The sequence below is a fragment of the Nocardia sp. NPDC004168 genome (assembly GCF_040610355.1).
GTDB lineage: Bacteria > Actinomycetota > Actinomycetes > Mycobacteriales > Mycobacteriaceae > Nocardia > Nocardia sichangensis.
In genome coordinates this window covers 173551-191277 of the sequence record NZ_JBEXME010000008.1, presented here as the reverse complement: position 1 = coordinate 191277, position 17727 = coordinate 173551, and the positions used below count along the sequence as shown (strand labels likewise).

The 17727-nt window shown below is 67.6% G+C and carries 17 protein-coding genes and 2 tRNA genes; 13 read left to right on the top strand and 6 right to left on the bottom strand.

Features of this window, described 5'->3' with window-relative positions; genetic code table 11:
* The first annotated feature begins 213 nt into the window (after positions 1-213).
* Positions 214-744, top strand: coding sequence for a DUF4254 domain-containing protein (locus ABZW96_RS17965; protein WP_355075881.1), 531 nt, complete (start codon positions 214-216; stop codon positions 742-744).
* Here the strand turns inward: ABZW96_RS17965 and ABZW96_RS17960 are convergent, their stop codons facing one another.
* Genes ABZW96_RS17960 through ABZW96_RS17950 form a run of 3 tightly spaced genes read right to left on the bottom strand, consistent with a single transcriptional unit; the run spans position 745 to position 3353 of the window.
* On the bottom strand, positions 745-1062 hold the full coding sequence (locus ABZW96_RS17960; protein ID WP_355075879.1) for a hypothetical protein: 318 nt from the start codon (positions 1060-1062) through the stop codon (positions 745-747).
* The gene (locus tag ABZW96_RS17955; protein ID WP_355075877.1) at positions 1063-2211 is read right to left on the bottom strand and encodes an acyl-CoA desaturase; all 1149 of its coding nucleotides are present in this window, start codon (positions 2209-2211) and stop codon (positions 1063-1065) included.
* A gap of 20 nt (positions 2212-2231) precedes the next feature.
* Positions 2232-3353: a ferredoxin reductase gene (locus ABZW96_RS17950; RefSeq protein ID WP_355075875.1), complete on the bottom strand. Its 1122-nt coding sequence runs from the start codon at positions 3351-3353 to the stop codon at positions 2232-2234.
* Between the two features lie 172 nt (positions 3354-3525).
* On the opposite strand from ABZW96_RS17950, the gene ABZW96_RS17945 reads away from it, so the two are divergent.
* Entirely contained in the window at positions 3526-4146 is a 621-nt protein-coding gene (locus tag ABZW96_RS17945) for a TetR family transcriptional regulator (RefSeq protein WP_355075873.1), read from the top strand.
* Positions 4147-4218: 72 nt separating this feature from the next.
* Here ABZW96_RS17945 and ABZW96_RS17940 read toward each other — a convergent pair whose 3' ends face one another.
* On the bottom strand, positions 4219-5580 hold the full coding sequence (locus ABZW96_RS17940; RefSeq protein ID WP_355075871.1) for an MFS transporter: 1362 nt from the start codon (positions 5578-5580) through the stop codon (positions 4219-4221).
* A 123-nt stretch (positions 5581-5703) separates the two neighbouring features.
* Here ABZW96_RS17940 and ABZW96_RS17935 point away from each other — a divergent pair, with 123 nt between their 5' ends.
* From ABZW96_RS17935 to lysA, 4 genes are all read left to right on the top strand, one after another.
* On the top strand, positions 5704-6282 hold the full coding sequence (locus ABZW96_RS17935; RefSeq protein ID WP_355075869.1) for a PadR family transcriptional regulator: 579 nt from the start codon (positions 5704-5706) through the stop codon (positions 6280-6282).
* Positions 6279-8309: an NADPH-dependent 2,4-dienoyl-CoA reductase gene (locus ABZW96_RS17930; RefSeq protein WP_355075867.1), complete on the top strand. Its 2031-nt coding sequence runs from the start codon at positions 6279-6281 to the stop codon at positions 8307-8309. The genes ABZW96_RS17935 and ABZW96_RS17930 overlap by 4 nt, the downstream gene beginning before the upstream one ends.
* Positions 8310-8415: 106 nt before the next feature.
* Entirely contained in the window at positions 8416-9219 is an 804-nt protein-coding gene (gene cmrA / locus ABZW96_RS17925; RefSeq protein WP_355075865.1) for a mycolate reductase, read from the top strand.
* 142 nt (positions 9220-9361) lie between these two features.
* Positions 9362-10702 (top strand): diaminopimelate decarboxylase, encoded by a 1341-nt coding sequence (gene lysA, locus ABZW96_RS17920; RefSeq protein WP_355075863.1) that lies wholly within the window; start codon positions 9362-9364, stop codon positions 10700-10702.
* 9 nt (positions 10703-10711) lie between these two features.
* Here the strand turns inward: lysA and ABZW96_RS17915 are convergent, their stop codons facing one another.
* The gene (locus tag ABZW96_RS17915) at positions 10712-12400 is read right to left on the bottom strand and encodes a helicase HerA-like domain-containing protein (protein WP_355075862.1); all 1689 of its coding nucleotides are present in this window, start codon (positions 12398-12400) and stop codon (positions 10712-10714) included.
* Between the two features lie 185 nt (positions 12401-12585).
* Here ABZW96_RS17915 and orn point away from each other — a divergent pair, with 185 nt between their 5' ends.
* The 3 genes from orn (at position 12586) to ABZW96_RS17900 (ending at position 14222) form a co-directional block, all read left to right on the top strand.
* The gene (gene orn, locus ABZW96_RS17910; RefSeq protein WP_355075860.1) at positions 12586-13239 is read left to right on the top strand and encodes an oligoribonuclease; all 654 of its coding nucleotides are present in this window, start codon (positions 12586-12588) and stop codon (positions 13237-13239) included.
* A 55-nt stretch (positions 13240-13294) separates the two neighbouring features.
* Positions 13295-13370: transfer RNA gene (locus tag ABZW96_RS17905), tRNA-His, on the top strand.
* A 600-nt stretch (positions 13371-13970) separates the two neighbouring features.
* Positions 13971-14222: a hypothetical protein gene (locus ABZW96_RS17900; RefSeq protein ID WP_355075858.1), complete on the top strand. Its 252-nt coding sequence runs from the start codon at positions 13971-13973 to the stop codon at positions 14220-14222.
* Between the two features lie 63 nt (positions 14223-14285).
* Here ABZW96_RS17900 and ABZW96_RS17895 read toward each other — a convergent pair whose 3' ends face one another.
* Complete coding sequence (locus ABZW96_RS17895; protein WP_355075988.1) at positions 14286-15428, bottom strand: Ig-like domain-containing protein; 1143 nt, start codon at positions 15426-15428, stop codon at positions 14286-14288.
* Positions 15429-15829: 401 nt separating this feature from the next.
* On the opposite strand from ABZW96_RS17895, the gene ABZW96_RS17890 reads away from it, so the two are divergent.
* The 4 genes from ABZW96_RS17890 to ABZW96_RS17875 all read left to right on the top strand — a co-directional run bounded on the left by ABZW96_RS17890 (position 15830) and on the right by ABZW96_RS17875 (position 17698).
* A tRNA-Lys gene (locus ABZW96_RS17890) sits at positions 15830-15902 on the top strand.
* Positions 15895-16095: a hypothetical protein gene (locus ABZW96_RS17885; RefSeq protein ID WP_355075856.1), complete on the top strand. Its 201-nt coding sequence runs from the start codon at positions 15895-15897 to the stop codon at positions 16093-16095. Before ABZW96_RS17890 ends, ABZW96_RS17885 begins: the two co-directional genes overlap by 8 nt.
* Before the next feature lie 518 nt (positions 16096-16613).
* On the top strand, positions 16614-17246 hold the full coding sequence (locus ABZW96_RS17880; RefSeq protein ID WP_355075855.1) for a transglycosylase SLT domain-containing protein: 633 nt from the start codon (positions 16614-16616) through the stop codon (positions 17244-17246).
* A 137-nt stretch (positions 17247-17383) separates the two neighbouring features.
* Positions 17384-17698: a hypothetical protein gene (locus tag ABZW96_RS17875; protein ID WP_355075853.1), complete on the top strand. Its 315-nt coding sequence runs from the start codon at positions 17384-17386 to the stop codon at positions 17696-17698.
* The last annotated feature ends 29 nt before the right edge of the window (positions 17699-17727 follow it).

Below are 17727 nucleotides of genomic sequence, written 5' to 3'. Positions count from 1 at the left end.
CGCGGCTTCGGTTACCGCGCTTTCCTGAAAGTGTCCTGATTTCTCGGACCGTCTTCTCCCGCATCGTCGCGGATTTCCCGGTTTCTCTGCCGTGCTGGTGGAACGCGGGATGGCATCCGGGTGCGGGACTGCGCCGGAGCCGAGGGGCGCCCCTCCCCGAAATCCCCCTCGGCCCTGGCGCATCCAGGATTCGTCGTGTCGCAGAGGTATGTCATGCCCACCGAATACGCTCAGCGCAGTTTCGGAGCCCAAGAGCTGCCGCCGCCCGCCGCACTGCTTCGCGCGATTCGCGAACCCGGCGAGAACCAGCACCGGCACAGCGTGCTGCACGCCGCGCGGAAGCTCGTCGACTGCCATGAGCGACGGCAGCGGGCACTCGAGCGATCACACGCCCCGGAGGCATCCAGCACCCGCGTCGCCGCCTGCACCCAGCAAGTGGAGGACATCGACGGCTGCCGCGCGGAATGGATCGGGCGGATCGACGCATGGGTGGCGGAGAACGTGCAGCACCGAGAGGGCGCCTCCCTGCATACCGAGACACTCGGCGCGGTCATCGACCGAATCGCGGCCAAATGGGTTTCGGCCCGACACTCTTTGGACGACGAGATCACGACCGGGCCGCACCCGGGGCAGGCGGGCGGTGAGGCCCACCTGCAGTGGTCCAGGCTGGCCGAGCTGGTCGACGGCTATCAGGATCTGATCACCGACGTCATCGAGCATCGGCGCAGGCTGCCGGTCTGGTGATCAGCGCGGCTCGTCGACGCCCGGCTCGACGACCTCGGCGTCGAGGAACGCCTCCGTCGCGTCCGCCCGCGGTTTCGTGACCGTGACCTCGGTCTCGGTGTCGAGGTCACGATCGAGATCCCGCTGTGCCTCCGCGTCCCGGCGCGCCGCGGCCGCCGCCTCGTTCATCTCGATGGCGTCGGTGATCCACTCACCGATCTCCTTGGTGACCTCGGCGACCGTCCCCGTGATGATGTTGGCGATATTGCCGACGTGCCTGGCACCGGAAGACGTCAATTCCTGAATGAGATCCTTGTTGCTCTCGAATTTCCCGATCATTCACACGCCCGCTTCGCTCGCCTTTCGCTGACGCATCACGATAACACCGGGGGACGGTTCGCTCTCGACCCAGCGCGGCGGAAGTGCCAGCTTGAAAATCTTCTTCCATACCGAGCCGATCTGCTTACCGAGCGAGCCGGTGTTGTACGGCAAACCGTACTTTTCACACAGTGCGCGGACCGTAGGCGCCATCTCCGGATAACGGCTCGCGGGCAGATCGGGAAACAGATGGTGTTCGATCTGATGCGACAAATTCCCGGACATGATGTGGAACAGCTTGCTGCCGGTGATGTTGGCCGAGCCGAGCATCTGCCGGATGTACCACTCGCCGCGGGTCTCGTCCGCGGTCTCCTCCTCGGTGAACGTCTGTACGCCGGCCGGGAAGTGACCGCAGAAGATGATGGCGAAGGCCCACACGTTGCGCACCAGGTTGGCGGTGACGTTACCCGCCAGCGTGTGGAAGAACAGCGGTCCGGTCAGCGCGGGGAACACCAGGTAGTCCTTGAGCACCTGCTTGCCCGCCTTGCGCCACTGACCGAGGATCAGGTTCTTGACCTCCGGCCACTTCTTCTTACCCGCCAGGATGTGCTCGACCTCGAGGTCGTGGCCCATCACACCCCACTCGAACAGCATCATGAGCACGAAGGCGTACAGCGGCTGGCCGAGCCGGAGCACGTTCCACTCCTGCGCCTCGTCCATGCGCAGGATGGAGTAGCCGATGTCGCGGTCCTTGTTGTGGATGTTGGTGTAGGTGTGGTGCAGGTAGTTGTGCGAGTGCTTCCACTGGTCGGCCGGGCAGACCGTGTCCCATTCGAACACGCGGGAATTCAGGCCGGGCTCGCGCATCCAGTCGTACTGGCCGTGCATGACGTTGTGGCCGATCTCCATGTTGTCCAGGATCTTCGACACACTCAGCGCCGCCACGGCGGCCAGCCAGAAGGGCGGAAGGAAGCCGAGATACATCAGGCCGCGCCCGGCGATCTCGAATCCCCGCTGCGCCTTGATGATCGAGTACAGGTATTCCCGGTCGCGCTCGCCGAGGTCGGCGACGATGGCCGCGCGCAGCTCGTCGAGTTCACGGCCGAGTTCCTCGATCTGGTCCGGGCTCAGGACCAGCGGTCCGTTCTCGGTTTCGGTCAGGATGGTCATAATTGGCTCCCCTTCGTGAATCAGATGTCGATGTCGACGTCGCCGACCGGCGCGCTGATGCACAGCTGGATCGGCTGGTCGGGGTCGGTGTCGGTCTCGCCGGTGCGCAGATTGCGCGTGCAGCCGGAGCGGCGCACCGCTGTGCAGGAGAAGCAGATCCCCATGCGGCAGCCGTACTCGGGCGTGAGACCGGCGGATTCGGCTTGCTCGAGCAACGTGGCTCCGGTGTTGTCGGCGCTCACGCCGCTGGCCGAGAAACTGACGGTGCCGTGTGCGTCGGCGGCGTCCACCGGCGCGACCGACAGCGTGAACTCCTCGGAGTGCAGCCGGTCCTCGAGTTGCTCGGCCTGATAGACCGTGCGCACCGCGTCCATCAGCGACGGCGGGCCGCAGACGAAGGTCTGCGCGTCGGCGAACCAAGGCGCGACGCGCTCCAGTTCGTCGTAGTCGAAGTACCCGCTGCCCTTCGGCCGGGCGAGATCCACCCACGGCGCACCGGAATCCGCCCGCGGCGCCAGATCCGGCATGCGATGCGGATAGCGCAGCTCGATGCGGAAGTTCGGATGCCGTGCAGCGATCGCGTCCAGTTCCGCTCGGTGCGGCAGCACAGCGGGCGACTTGGCGTAGTGCAGGAAGACGACCTCGCCCGAATGGTCCTCCGCGGCGAGCGTGCGCAGCATGGACAGCACCGGCGTGATGCCGCTGCCACCGCTGATCAGCAGGACGCGCCGCGGCCGCGACTCGGGCAGCCGGAACACGCCGTCGGCGGGTGCCAGGTCGACCACCATGCCGGGGGCGGCGTGACGGTACAGGTACTGCGACACCAAACCGTCCGGATGCGCTTTCACGGTCAGCTCGATATGACGATCCCGACCGCCTTCCGGGTTCACCGGCGAGTAGCACCGCGTGTGCCGCACGCCGTCGATCACCACGCCGATCTGGACGTACTGTCCGGCGACGTGGCCCTGCCAGTGCCGGGTGGGGCGCAGCGTGAGCGTCACCGAGCCGGGCGCCGAGCGGCGCACGTGAGTGATCTCGGCCCGCATGTCCCGCACCGTGAGGGTGGGGCGGACCAGCTCGAGGTACCGATCCAGCGGGTGCGGCGAGGTCAGGGTCTGCACCAAGTTGATGAGATCCACCATTTGTTCTCCGTCAATCTTGTCGGACTGACGACGTGCGGCTGGAATTTCAGTGCACGTCTGTACACTCAACTAGTGTGACGGATGACCGGGGCTAGGTGTCAACCGGCGAAACATGTGACTCGAACTACATCTGGGGATAGGTCGAATGGTGAACGGATGTATGCTCACCGAGATGAGTGAGCAGGCGGCTACCCGAGGCGAACGCAAGGAGCGGACCAGGCAGGCGCTCCTGGACGGCACGCTCGCGCTGGCCGCCGAACGCGGATTCGCCGCGCTCAGCCTGCGGGAGATCGCCCGCTCGGCCGGCATCGTGCCGACGGCGTTCTACCGGCACTTCGCGTCGCTGGAGGACCTCGGCGCCACGCTGGTCGACGACGGCGTCACCGCGCTGCGGCTGGCGCTGCGCGAAGTCCGCCGCAATGCCGACGCGGGCCTGTCGGACACGGTCCGCTTCGTGTTCGCGCAAGTGGGCCCCAAACGTGAGCTGTTCGGCTTCCTCACCAGGGAGCGCCACGGCGGGTCCGCCGCCTTGCGCACGGCCATCGCCCGGGAGATCCAACTGATCGTCCGAGAGCTCGTCGCCGACCTCTCCCGCATCCGGGCCCTGGACTCCTGGACGCCACGAGACCTGGAGATCGCCGCCGACCTGATGGTCAGCACGGTGACCGACGGGATCGCCGCCTACGTGTCGGCCGCGCCGCGCGACGAGCAGGCGATCATCGACCGCACCGTCCAGCAGATGCGTTTGATCGCACTCGGCATGGGCGGCTGGCGGCCACCGAAGCGGCGCTGATCCGCCGCCGAACTCACTCGGCGGGCCGTGACTCCTCGACGCCGCCGCCCGCCGCGACCGGATCCGCCGAACTCACTCGGCGGGCCGGGGCTCCTCGACATCGCCGCGCACCGTGACCGGATCCGGTGACCGCACCGGCAGCAGCACCGCGAGCCCGGCCGCGAGCACGACCAACAGGCCCGCGATCCCCGCCCGGTCCGAACCGAACAGCCAGACGAACAAGCCGAACAGGCTCGGGGCGAGGAAGGACACCGCGCGCCCGGTGGTCGTATACAAGCCGAAGAGCTGCCCCTCCCGGCCCGGCGGCGCGAGGCGGGTCAGGAACGAGCGCGCCGCCGCCTGCGCCGGGCCGACGAAGACGGTGAGCAGCAAGCCGAAGATCCAGAACATCAGTGGGCCGGACACCACCAGCAGCGCCAGCCCGCACACCAGCATCGCGGCCAGGGACACCACGATGACGATCTTCGGCCCGGCCCGGTCGTCGAAGCGCCCCGCGACGATCGCCCCCAGCGCCGCAACGACATTGGCCGCGATGCCGAACAGCAGCACATCCGAGTCGGCGATCCCGTAGACCCGCACGGCGAGCACCGCACCGAAGGTGAACACCCCGGCGAGGCCGTCCCGGAAGACGGCGCTGGCCACCAGGAAGCCGACCGTGCGCCGGTCGACGCGCCACAGCTCGCGCAGGTCACGCCACAACACCCGGTACGAGCCGAGGAACCCCGCGCTCGCCGCGCCGGGATCGGCGTTCGTCCGTGGCAGTTCGGGGACCGCGAACAGCACCGGCAACGCGAAGGCGGCGAACCAGACGGCGGCGAGCACGGCGACCAGCCGGATGTTGAGTCCCTGATCGGTGGGCACGCCGAGCAGCCCGCGGTTGTCTCCCTCGCCGGATATGAAGCCGAAATAGCAGATCAGCAGCAGCAAGATGCCGCCGAAATAACCCATCGCCCAACCGAATCCGGAGACCCGGCCAACGGTCTGCGGCGTGGAGACCTGCCGCAGCATCGCGTTGTACGGCACGTTCGCCAGTTCGAAGCAGGCCGACGCGAACGCCAGCAGCGCCAGGCCGAACCACAGGTCGTGGTAGTCGTCGTGCACGAAGAACATCAGCGTCATCGCCGCGACGGTCAGCGCGGTCAGCGCACCGAGCGAGCCCTTGCGTTTCGCGGACGCGTCGAAGCGCTGTCCGCTGACCGGCGCGGTCAACGCCACGATCAGGCCCGCGATGCCCAGCGCCCACCCAAGCCACGCGCTGGCGGAGACACCGCCGGGCAGATCGTCGCCGACCTTGTCGGTGAGATACACCGAGAAGACGAAGGTGAGGATCACGGCGTTGAATGCCGAAGATCCCCAATCCCACAGCCCCCACGCCACCACTTGCCCGCGCCCGGCGGCCTGCCCGACTGTCGCCTGGGCGTTCACCTCGGTCATGCCGCGCAGCTTAATGCGCGAGACGGTGACGAGGCGGGCCGAAATCGGGTCCGGCCGTGACGAAACGGAGGGTGCTTATGCACCTAGTTGCATAGTACCGAGTGTCACGGCTATCCTCACCGCATGGCACTCGAGCATGCGTTGCTGGTATCGCTGACCGAGCGCGCCGGCTCGGGGTACGAGCTGGCGCGCCGCTTCGACAAGTCCATCGGCTACTTCTGGAGCGCGACCCACCAGCAGATCTATCGCGTCCTCAAGCGCATGGAGGAGTCCGGCTGGGTCGACGGCGAGACGGTGATCCAGGAGGGCAGGCCGGACAAGAAGGTCTACTCGGTGAGCGAGACCGGACGCGCCGAACTCGCGCGCTGGATCGCCGAACCGAGCGATTCCGCCACTCCGCGCAACGAACTCGCCGTGAAGATCCGCGCCGCCGCGTACGGCGACATCACCGCGTTGCGCGCGGAGGTGGCCCGCCACCGCGACCAGCACGCCCAGCGGCTCGAGCTGTACCGGCACATCGAGAAACACGACTTCCCCGCTCCCGAGCGGCTCGCCGGGACGGCCCTGCACCAGTACCTCGTCCTGCGCGCGGGCATCCGCGTGGAGGCCGGATTCGTCGAATGGTGCGACGAAGTTCTGCAAGCACTACACCCGCGCGCGACAGCCCCGCACGCGGACGGAGAAAGGCGACCTGCCCCATGAGCTCCTTCCCCCATTTGTTCGAGCCGCTCGATCTCGGCTTCACCACCCTGCGCAATCGCGTGGTGATGGGTTCGATGCACACCGGGCTGGAGGACCGCGCCTGGGACACCAACAAACTGGCCGCCTACTTCGCCGAACGAGCACGCGGCGGCGCGGGCCTGATCATCACCGGCGGCTACGCGCCGAATCGCGCAGGCTGGCTGCTGCCTTTCGGCGCCAAGCTGACCAACAAAACCGAAGCGTACCGGCACCGCGCGATCACCAAAGCGGTGCACGAGCACGGCGGCAAGATCGCCATCCAGATCCTGCACGCGGGTCGCTACTCCTACATGCCGGGCAGTGTGTCGGCGTCGTCCATCAAGGCGCCCATCAACCCGTTCCGGCCGCGCGCGCTGTCGGCCAAAGGCGTCGAGCGCACCATCGACGACTACGCCCGCTGCGCGAAGCTGGCCCAGTTCGCGGGCTACGACGGCTGCGAGATCATGGGCGGTGAAGGATATTTCATCAACCAGTTCCTCGCGCCGCGCACCAACAAGCGCACGGACGCGTGGGGCGGCTCCCCGGAGAACCGGCGCCGGATCGCGGTGGAGATCGTGCGCCGCACCCGCGCCGCGGTCGGCCCGGACTTCATCATCGTGTTCCGGCTGTCCATGGCCGAGCTGGTGGAGAAGGGACAGAGCTTCGACGAGATCGTCGCGCTGGCCGTGGAACTCGAAGCCGCCGGGGTAAACATCCTCAACACCGACATCGGCTGGCACGAAGCGCGGGTGCCCACCATCGTCACCTCGGTACCCCGTGCCGCCTTCGTCGAATTCACCGCGAAGATCACCGCGCGGGTGACCATCCCGGTGTGCGCGTCGAACCGGATCAACATGCCCGAGGTGGCCGAGGAGATCTTGACCCGCGGTGACGCGCAGCTGATTTCGCTGGCCCGTCCCTTCCTCACCGATCCGGAGTGGGTGAACAAGGCCGCCCAGGATCGCGTCGACGAGATCAACACCTGCATCGCCTGCAACCAGGCGTGCCTGGATCACGCCTTCCAGCGCAAGACGGTGTCCTGCCTGCTCAATCCGCGCGCCGGGCACGAGACCGAGCTGAAACTGCTGCCGACCCGCCGCAGCAAGCGCGTCGCCGTGGTCGGCGCGGGCCCGGCCGGGCTCTCGGCGGCGGTGAGCCTCGCCGAACGCGGCCATCGCGTCGACCTGTTCGAGGCCGACGACAAGATCGGCGGCCAGTTCGACATCGCCCGCCGCATCCCGGGCAAGGAAGAATTCAGTGAGTCGATCCGGTACTACACCCGGATGCTCGAGCTCACCGGCGTCACGGTGCACCTGAACAAGCGGGTCGGCGCCGCAGAACTCATCGCGGGCGGCTACGACGAGGTCGTGCTCGCCACCGGCGTACAGCCGCGGATCCCGGACATCCCCGGTATCGACCACCCCATGGTGCTGTCCTACGCCGAACTGGTGCGGGAGGAGAAGCCGGTCGGCAAGCGCGTCGCCGTGATCGGCGCGGGCGGCATCGGCTACGACGTCAGCGAATTCCTCACCGTGGAAGGGCATCCCGCCCTCAAGCTGGACGAGTGGAAGGAGGAGTGGGGCGTCACCTCCGGCGACGAGCAGGTTCCCGGGCAGCTCACCACGCCCAGGCCGGCTCCGGCGGCGCGCGAAGTCGTTCTGTTGCAACGCAAGACCACTCCGTTCGGGAAGGACCTGGGCAAGACCTCCGGGTGGGTGCATCGGGCCGCGCTGAAGGCCAAGGGCGTCGAGCAGATCGGCGGTGTGAACTATGAGCGCATCGACGACAACGGCCTGCACATCAGCTTCGGAGAGAAGCGACAACGGCCCCAATTGATCCCGGTCGACAACGTCATCGTCTGCGCGGGCCAGGAATCCGTGCGCGACCTGGAGGCCCCGCTGCGCGCCGCCGGGATGAGGCCGCACCTCATCGGCGGCGCCGAACTGGCCGCCGAGCTGGACGCCAAACGAGCCATCGACCAGGGCACCCGGCTGGCCGCACGGCTGTGAGCGGGCGGCGGCCGGGCCCGGACGCCCGGCCGCCGTGACCGCGGCACGGAACCCCGCCGGGGATCGTGCGGCGGACCACCGGGTCACGTCGCCTAGGCTGCATCGGGTGAGCCTGCCCTCCCCCACTTCCGAGAACCGCGCGGTCGTCACCGGCGCCTCCTCCGGCATCGGCACCGCGCTCGCCGCCGAACTCGCCGCCCGCGGCTACTCGCTGATCCTGGTCGCCCGCCGCGAGGAGCTGCTCACCGAGCTCGCGCAGCGACTGACCCTGGCCCACGGCATCACCGCCGAGGTGCGCGCGGTCGATCTGGCCGACCGCGAGCAGCGCGCTGTACTGGTGAAAGAACTGGCGACCCGCGAGATCGCCGTCTTGTGCAACAACGCGGGCATCGCGACCTTCGGCGCGATCGCCGAACTCGACCCGGCCTACGAGCGCGCGCAGATGGAACTCAACGCCGTCGCCGTGCACGACCTGACGCTGGCCGTGTTGCCCGGCATGCTCGCCCGCGGCAGCGGCGGCATCCTGATCAGCGGCTCGGCCGCGGGCAACATGCCGATCCCGAACAACGCCACCTACGCCGCGAGCAAGGCGTTCGCCAACACCTTCTCCGAATCGCTGCGCGGCGAGCTGAAAGGCTCCGGGGTGCACGTCACCCTGCTCGCGCCCGGCCCGGTCCGCACCGAGACCCCGGATCCCGCCGACGCCTCCATCGTCGACCGGATGGTGCCCGACTTCATGTGGGTCTCCTCGGAAGCCACCGCGAAGGTGTCCATCGACGCGCTCGCCCGTAACAAGATGCGCGTTGTCCCCGGCCTGATCAGCAAGGGAATGAGTGTGGCGGGACAGTACGGCCCGCGCGCGGTCACCGCTCCCATCGCCGGCGCGTTCTACAAGAAACTCGGCAGCTGAGCCAGCCGCGTCAGCGAGCTGTCAAGAAGCGACGCCCGGTGGTCAAGGATCCGCAAATGACCGGCCCACCGGCCCCGCACCCGGCGTAGTCCTGGCATCGGCCCCGCAATTCGAGAAAGCGGGGGCGACCCAGGAGAACATCGTGACGCTGCTCGACATCCTCCCGTCATTGCGGTCGGGATCACCTTCGCGCCTGGATGCCGCGGTCTGGCCGCGGGACACGCACTACGACGGCGACGGCGGGATCACCCTCGGCGGCGTCGCCCTCGCCGACATCGCCGATCAGTACGGGACGCCCACCTACGTCCTGGACGAGCAGGAGGTACGGTCCCGCTGCCGGGCCTATCGCAAAGCTTTTCCCGAGGCCGAGATCATCTACGCGGGCAAGGCCCTGATGACCCGGTCGGTGCTGGATTGGGTTACCCGGGAAGGCCTTTCGGTCGACGTGTGCTCGGCGGGCGAACTGGCCGTCGCGCTGGCGGCCGGTGTGGACCCCGCGCGCATCGTCCTGCACGGCAACGGAAAGTCGTTCGACGAACTGGCCACCGCCGTGCGCAGCGGGCTCGGCCGGATCGTGATCGACTCGCACACCGAGATCACGCTGCTGTCCGCCCTGGCCACGAAGCCACAGCAGGTGTTGCTGCGGCTGTCCCCCGGCATCGATGTCCACGGTCATCCCGCGGTGCGCACCGGTGTGCACGACCAGAAGTTCGGCTTCCCCCTCGGCAGCGATTCGGCCGCCGAGGCGATCGACCGTGTGCTGCGCCAACCGAACCTCACCCTGGTCGGCTTCCACTGCCATCTGGGCTCGCAGATCTACAACCCGGATCACTACGGCGAGGCGGTACGGCGCTTGGTCGCCGCGATGGCGCAGGTGCGGCAAGACCACGGCGTCGTGCTGACCCAACTGGATCTCGGCGGCGGTCACGCGGTGGCCTATCGCGCCGGTGACGCCGAAATGAATCTCGCCGAACTCGCCGACATCCTCGAAGACGCCCTCGACGCCGCCTGCGCCCGCCACCACTTCCCACGCCCGGTCCTCGCGCTGGAACCCGGCCGCGCCGTCGTCGCCAGGGCCGGGGTGACGCTGTACCGAGTGCTCTCGATCAAGCACGTCGAAGGCGGGCACACCTACGTCACCGTGGACGGCGGGATGAGCGACAACCCGCGCGTCGCGCTCTACGGCGCGCGCTACGAGGTCGTGGTCGCCAGCCGCCACCCGTGCGGTCCGCAGATGACCGCGACGGTCGCCGGTCGCTTCTGCGAGGCGGGCGACATCCTCGCCGCCGACGTCCGGCTACCTGCCGACCTGCGCCCCGGCGAGGTGCTCGCGATGCCGTGCACCGGCGCCTACCATCACAGCCTTGCCTCGTCCTACAACACTGTGGGGCGGCCGCCGATCATCGCCGTTCGACACGGCCGCGCCCGCGAACTGATCCGCAGGGAGACGACGGCGGACCTGCTCGCCCGCGAGGTCGGATGACCGGCGCGCTCAACGGCGCCGGGTGCCGAACAGGCTGCGGGTGATCTCGCGTCCCGCCGCGGTGGCGGCCGAGCGCAGGAAGCCGCGGACCGCGGGATTCCGCATGATCCGCTCGGCGGCGGACTCCTCTTCCACGCGGTTCACGTTACGGCCGGGGACGGGTGCCGGTTCCGGCTCCCGCGTCGCGTCGGCCATCTTGGCGGCCAGCAGTTCGTAGGCCGATTCCCGGTCGATGGTCCGGGCGTACTTCGAGGCCAGCGGGCTGGACAGCGCCCGCGACCGGATCGCGTCCACGCCGATGGTGTCCATCAGCGACCGGGGTGGCCGCATCCTGGTCCAGGCCACCGGCGTCGGCGCGCCCTGCTCGGAGAGCACCGTCACGATCGCCTCGCCGGTGCCGAGGGAGGTCAGCGCCTGCTCCAGGTCGTATACACCGGTCCTGGGGTAGGTGCGGACGGTCTTGGCCAACGCCTTCTGGTCGTCCGGGGTGAACGCGCGCAGCGCGTGCTGGATGCGCGCGCCGAGCTGGGACAACACCGGGTTCGGGATATCGGTGGGCAACTGTGTGCAGAAGAACACGCCCACTCCCTTGGACCTGATCAGTTTGACGGTCTGCTCCACCTGATCCAAGAACGCCTTCGAGGCGTCGGAGAACAGGAGGTGCGCCTCGTCGAAGATGAACACCAGCTCGGGACGCTCCACGTCGCCGACCTCCGGCAGGGTCTGGAACAGGTCGGCCAGCACCCACATCAGGAATGTGGAGAACATCACCGGCCGCGCCGCCTCGGCACCCAGCTCGAAGAGTGTGATCACCCCTTTTCCGTCCACCACCCGCACCAGGTCGGCCGGATCGAGTTCCGGCTCGCCGAAGAACGTGTCGCCGCCGTCGGCCTCCAGATTCGCCAAGGCGCGCAGGATCACGCCCGCGGTGGCCGCGGAGACACCGCCGATGCCTTTCAGGTCATCCTTTCCCTCGGAGCTGGTCAGATGAGTGATCACGGCGCGCAGGTCCTTCAGGTCCAGCAGCGCGAGGCCATTGCGGTCGGCCCAGTAGAAGATCAGTCCGAGGGTGGATTCCTGCGTCTCGTTCAGCCCGAGCACCTTGCTCAGCAGAACCGGGCCGAACGAACTGATCGTGGCGCGGATCGGAAGCCCTGCCCCGGTGGTGCCCAGCGACACGAACTCGGTGGGGAAGCCGGTCGCCGCCCAGTCCGCGGCGCCGGTCTCCGCGATCCGCGTGGCGAGTCTTTCGCTCGATCGGCCCGGCTCGGCCAAACCCGACAGGTCGCCTTTGATATCGGCCAGCACCACCGGAACCCCGGCGCTCGACAGTTGCTCCGCGATGCCTTGGAGGGTCTTCGTCTTCCCCGTGCCGGTCGCCCCCGCGACCAGACCGTGCCGGTTCATCATCCGCATCGGGATACGGACGCGCGCGCCGGAATCCACCCTCCCGTCGACCACCACGGTGCCCAGGTCCAGCGCAGCGCCCTCGAACGCGTAGCCCGCGGCGATCTCTTGTGCGGCGGTCGAGCCCGGGGACGGTTCGTCTCTTCCTTCGGCAGCACCGGCTCCACCCGCTGTCTGCTCGGCCAGTTCACGTTCCGCGGCCTCCGCGGCGGCGGACGCCTCCGCCGCGATCCGCGCCGCCTCGTCGGCCGCTTTGCGCGCCGCGGCCGCCTTCTCCTGCGGGGTGGTCATCGCACGTCTCCGTCCTGGCTCGACCGGGCTGCTTCACTCAATGTTTGCTGCCGCACCGAAAACGCCGGGTGACGATCTGGAAGAAACTGTATCGCCACCGGTCGGATTCCCGTCCGCATAGGCGGCTTCGGGGTTGCCGAGCCGTATCGCGGGCACCGGACCTTCGCCCGGCTAATGTTGCACGGGTGTCCGACAAATACATGGTGTGGATGGATTGCGAGATGACCGGCTTGCGCTTGGACAGCGACAAGCTGATCGAGGTGGCCGCACTCGTGACCGACAGCGATCTCAACATCCTCGGCGAGGGCGTGGACATCGTCATCCACGCCGACGACGACGCGCTGGCCGCGATGCCTGCCGTGGTCGCCGAGATGCACGCGCGCTCCGGGCTGACCGACGAGGTCCGTCGCTCCACCGTCACCCTCGAAGAGGCCGAGCAGCGCGTGCTCGACTACATCCGCCAGTACATCCCCACCCCGCGCACCGTGCCGCTGGCAGGCAACTCGATCGCCACCGACCGCGGTTTCATCGCCAGGGACATGCCGCTGCTGGATGCCCACCTGCACTACCGGATGGTCGACGTGAGCTCGATCAAGGAGCTGTGCCGCCGCTGGTACCCGCGCATCTACTTCGGCCAGCCGGAGAAGGGCCTGAGCCATCGCGCACTGGCCGACATCCAGGAGTCCATCCGGGAACTGGAGTACTACCGGCGGACCGCGTTCGTCGCGCCGCCCGGTCCCTCCACCACCGAAATCGCCGCCGTCGCCGCCGAGGTCTCCGAGACCGCCGAACAGCGGACCGAATCGGCGCAGGTCAACGGCTCGCCAGATAACGATTAGGGAGTGGGCGGGTAGACACGCTAATATCTAGCCCGCTGGTTCTTCACCGGCGATGGTGAGCGTAGTTCAGTTGGTAGAGCACCAGGTTGTGATCCTGGCTGTCGCGGGTTCGAGTCCCGTCGCTCACCCCAGGTGTCGCGGTGTGCGAACCGTCCTCTGAGGCGGTTCGCACACTACGGCTGGCGCTTTCTCTACTCTGTTCATTCCCCGCATCGGCGCGCGACGTGAAATAGCCGTCCGTATCTCTCCGAGGCGGCGATCATGTCCCGAAGACCCCAAGCCATCGGCAAGCGCCTGCACTCGAATGGGTCCACATGCGAAATGCGTCACGATGCGGCGTGCCATTTCATGCCTGAGCGCGCCCTCCTGCCACGGCCGACCACCGAAGGTCTCGGCGCCTATGGAAATCATCTTCCGCAGAGGCCGAGCGCCCGCATGACCCGCCTCGCCGCACCGGCCGGGTCCTGACGCGTTCGTCGCGGGCATCGCTTCGCGCCGCCGATCGAGGAAACCGGCCCACGTCCCCACCGAGAGCCGAGTCGGCTCGATCGGGCGCGGCTGACACTCCGCGCAAGGCTCTTTCACTGCGCCCCAGACCTTTTGCCGCAGGCACTCGCCGCGATGTGAAACGAAACCACTCCAGAATCCGCCACGCGTCCGTAGACTGCGGTGCACGTGGGACGGTGTCGCTGGGGCGCCTTCCCGGTTCGACCAGAAAGACACACCTCGTGATGCGTTCCGCGGTTATCGCAGCCTTCGTCGGCGCCACTCTCCTCACCGGATCCAGCGGAACCGCGGTCGCGGGAATCGGACTTCCCCCGCTGCCCGACTCCGGCTCGGCGTCGAGCGGATCGGCGGGCGGCCTGGCCACCACCGGCTCCTCCGGCACTGGTTCGGCGGGCAGCAAGCTGCTGTGCGCCGCCACCGGCAGCGCCATCGCGATCCTGGGCGACGCCCAGTTGGGTTGCAACATGCTGCCGTGACCCCCTGAACGCCGAACGGGCCACCGGATCGCTCCGGTGGCCCGTTCGGCGTTCCGCTTCGGCTCAGCGATTGTCTTCGGCGTTGCCCGCTTTCCAGACCGACCACGGGATGTTCCAGTCACCCAAGCCGTCCACACCGGACAGGGTGCCGCCCACGGTGTTCTTCACGATCGTGATGTCACCGCGCTTGGCGTTCTGAAAGACCCACTGCGCGTTCGCCGGACTGAGGTTCAGGCAGCCGTGACTGGTGTTGCTGTACCCCTGCGCACCGACCGACCAGGGCGCCGAGTGGAAGAAGATGCCGCTGTAGGACAGTCGCGTCGCGAAGTCGACCGGCGTCTTGTACCCGTCGGGCGCGTTGACCGCCACGCCGTAGGTCGAGGAGTCCATGATGATCTTCTCGTGGCGGTCGGCCACGATGTAGACCCCGTTGTCGGTGGGGGTGCTGTCCTTGCCCATCGAGGTCGGCATGGTGCGGATCACCTGGCCGTTCAACTCGACGGTCACCTGCTTGGTGTTGTCGTCGGCGGTGAAGACCATCGCGTCGCCGATGGTGAAGAACGAGTGGATGTTGTCCTGCCCGTACAGGCCGTTGCCGAGATTACGTCCGTAGACGTTCACATCGACGGTGATCTTCGATCCCGGCGCCCAGAAATGCTCCGGCCGCCAGCGCACCTCGCGGTTGTTCACCCAGTAGAACGCGCCCTCCACCGGCGGCTCCGTGGTGATCTTGATCGCATCCTGCGCGGCCTTCCGGTCGGGGATGTTCTCGTCGAACTGGACGGCCACCGGCTGTCCGATACCGACGACCTCCGCCTCGCCGGGCACCAGGTAGGGCTTGGTCTGGTTACCGGGCGAACTCGTGGTGAAACTCAGCGTCGCGGAGTTCGCCCCGCCGAGCCCGATCGCGTCGGCCTTCAGTCGGTAGGTCTTGCCGTAGCCGAGCACCTCGGTGGTCTCCCACGAACGCCCGTCGGCGGCGAGCCTGCCCTCCACCGCCTTGCCCTGCGGGCTGACCAAGCTCACGTTGGTGAACTTGCCGTCTTCCACCTTGAGCGCCAACGGGACGCCCGGCGATACCCCTACCTCGCCATCTTTCACCGGCGACAACAACTTCGGCTTGATCAGTTCTGTGATGGGGTTGCGGTCGATGGCGACCTGAGCCGCGTCCTTGGCGTCGGATGCCGAACATCCGGTCAATGCCAGCGCGGCGACCGCGACAACTATCACCGGTCCCGCGAACGTGCGTAGCGACCGCCTCGTAGTCGGCTTGCGCACGTGCCGACCTCGACCAAAACTCATTTCAACCCCGTTTCAAAGTCTCGGCGCTCCAGGACACACCGAGGGCTTCGGATACCGACCGCCACGCCGCTCACCCCGCCGTGTACGCGGGCGGTCGAAACCACAATCGGACATTCTGCCAGTGCGTCACCTCCTGGCCAATGTGAACACCTAGTCCGTCACTGCAGCGTTACCACCACTAGATCACCGCGGCGAACCCACGCGTTACGGCGGCGGAGAGCATCACATCCGCGCCGGTCAGGACACGATTTCACTTCTGCGGCCCCGGCCTGTTAAGGTTTGTCCCGCACCGGAACACGGAGCAAGCGCCATTAGCTCAATTGGCAGAGCAGCTGACTCTTAATCAGCGGGTTCGGGGTTCGAGTCCCTGATGGCGCACAACACGCAAACCGTGCCCTTGTCAGTCATCGGCTGGCAAGGGCACGGTTTTTTTCGTCTCCCCGATGGCCCCGATTTCCGTGACATCACCGTGACCTGGAGTTTTTCCCAGTTGCACCAGTGGTCTCAATTCGGACAGCTATACGCCCGCGATCGCCGCGAAATCCACCTGTGCGCCCGAAAATTTCTGTGACCTACGGCACAAGAGGTTTAACGGCAAACTCCCAGCTTGGATAACGATTCGACAACCGCGTCTTGGGCTTTCCAAGATCGTCAGCGCCTGCCGTTCATGATCAGTTCACCGTCCGTTAACCATGCGTGACCATTCTGCAATCAGGTCACAAAGCGACCTGAAGTTTGGTCAGCCCGAGGAGTTGTAGACACCGATTCGGTAACGATCACACGGCAGGCACCCTGCCCGCCACGTGATCGGCGGAGCGGAATCCGGCAACGGACCCGCAATCCCATACTTCCGCCCGTCTCACCGCATCGAGGATGCGGGTCTCGCGCGACAAGCGGCCGAGCCCACCGAGGGCGATCCGGTGCCGCACGCAGAAGCGTCGCGTTCCGGGGACATCAGCGTCCCCCACAACAAAACCACACAAAAGCACATGGCCGTTTCGGCGAACGCACACGAGCGTACGCCGCAGGATCCGTGCTGCCCAACTGCGGCCGGATCGAGTAAGTCCCCGATCAAGGAACCGATTCGCAATGCCTGACAGACGCCTTTCCACCCTTCGCCGCCCCTCGCTCCGCGAAACCGTCACCGTCGCCTTCGCCGCCGCGGGTGTCGTCGCCGTGGCCGCCTGCTCCGCGGCGTCCGTTGCCGACAACAGCGTCCCGTCTCGCATCGCCATGGTGGCCGAGCAGCAGCCCGAGGCCGCCGCCGCTCCGATCGCCGCACCGGCGGCCGAGGCGATCCCCGCGCCGATGCCCGCACCCGCGCCCGCCCCCGCCCCCGCGCCCGCTCCGGAGGCGGCCCCGGTCCCGGCCCCGATGCCCGCCCCGGCCCCGCCGGTCTACGCGGACAACCTGGACGGCTGGATCCGCCAGGCGCTCGACATCATGTCGGCGAACGGCATCCCCGGCACCTACAACGGCATCTACCGCAACATCATGCGCGAGTCGACGGGCAACCCCCAGGCCATCAACCTGTGGGACTCCAACGCCGCCATGGGCATCCCGTCCAAGGGCCTGCTCCAGGTGATCGACCCCACCTTCGCCGCCTACCACGTCGCCGGCACGCCCTTCGACATCTGGGACCCGGTCGCCAACATCGCCGCCGCCTGCAACTACGCGGCGCACCGCTACGGCTCGATGGACAACGTCAACAGCGCGTACTGATCCACACCGTCACGCAGCCTCCCCATCCATCGGGTGGGGAGGCTGCGGCACTTTCCGGCCGTGTCCGCGCGGTCGGGCAGGCGTATCTGCGGCTCGGCAATAATGGTCCACATACCCGCGACCCCTTGGACCTTGCCGTGACCGACTACGCACACAACGACGCGGCGGCCAAGAGCCGCGCCGAGAAAGCACGCCGGCTGGCGAGTTACCTCTGGCCCCGTGGCATCACCGGCTCCGAGGTGCTCGCGATGCCCGCGCCGGTACGGCGCAAACTGGCCAGGGCCGCCGGAACGAATCCGCCGAGCACCGACGAGACCTGGACCGCGGTGGCACGGCTGCTGACGGAGAAGGACGACTGGGCCGCCCGACATCCGCGGCATCCCGCTGCCCGGCGCGAGCACACCGACGAGAAACTGCTCTGGGTGAAGCCGCCGATCACGCCGTGGTTCTGAGTTTCGGCGAAAGTCTTTGCGATTCAACG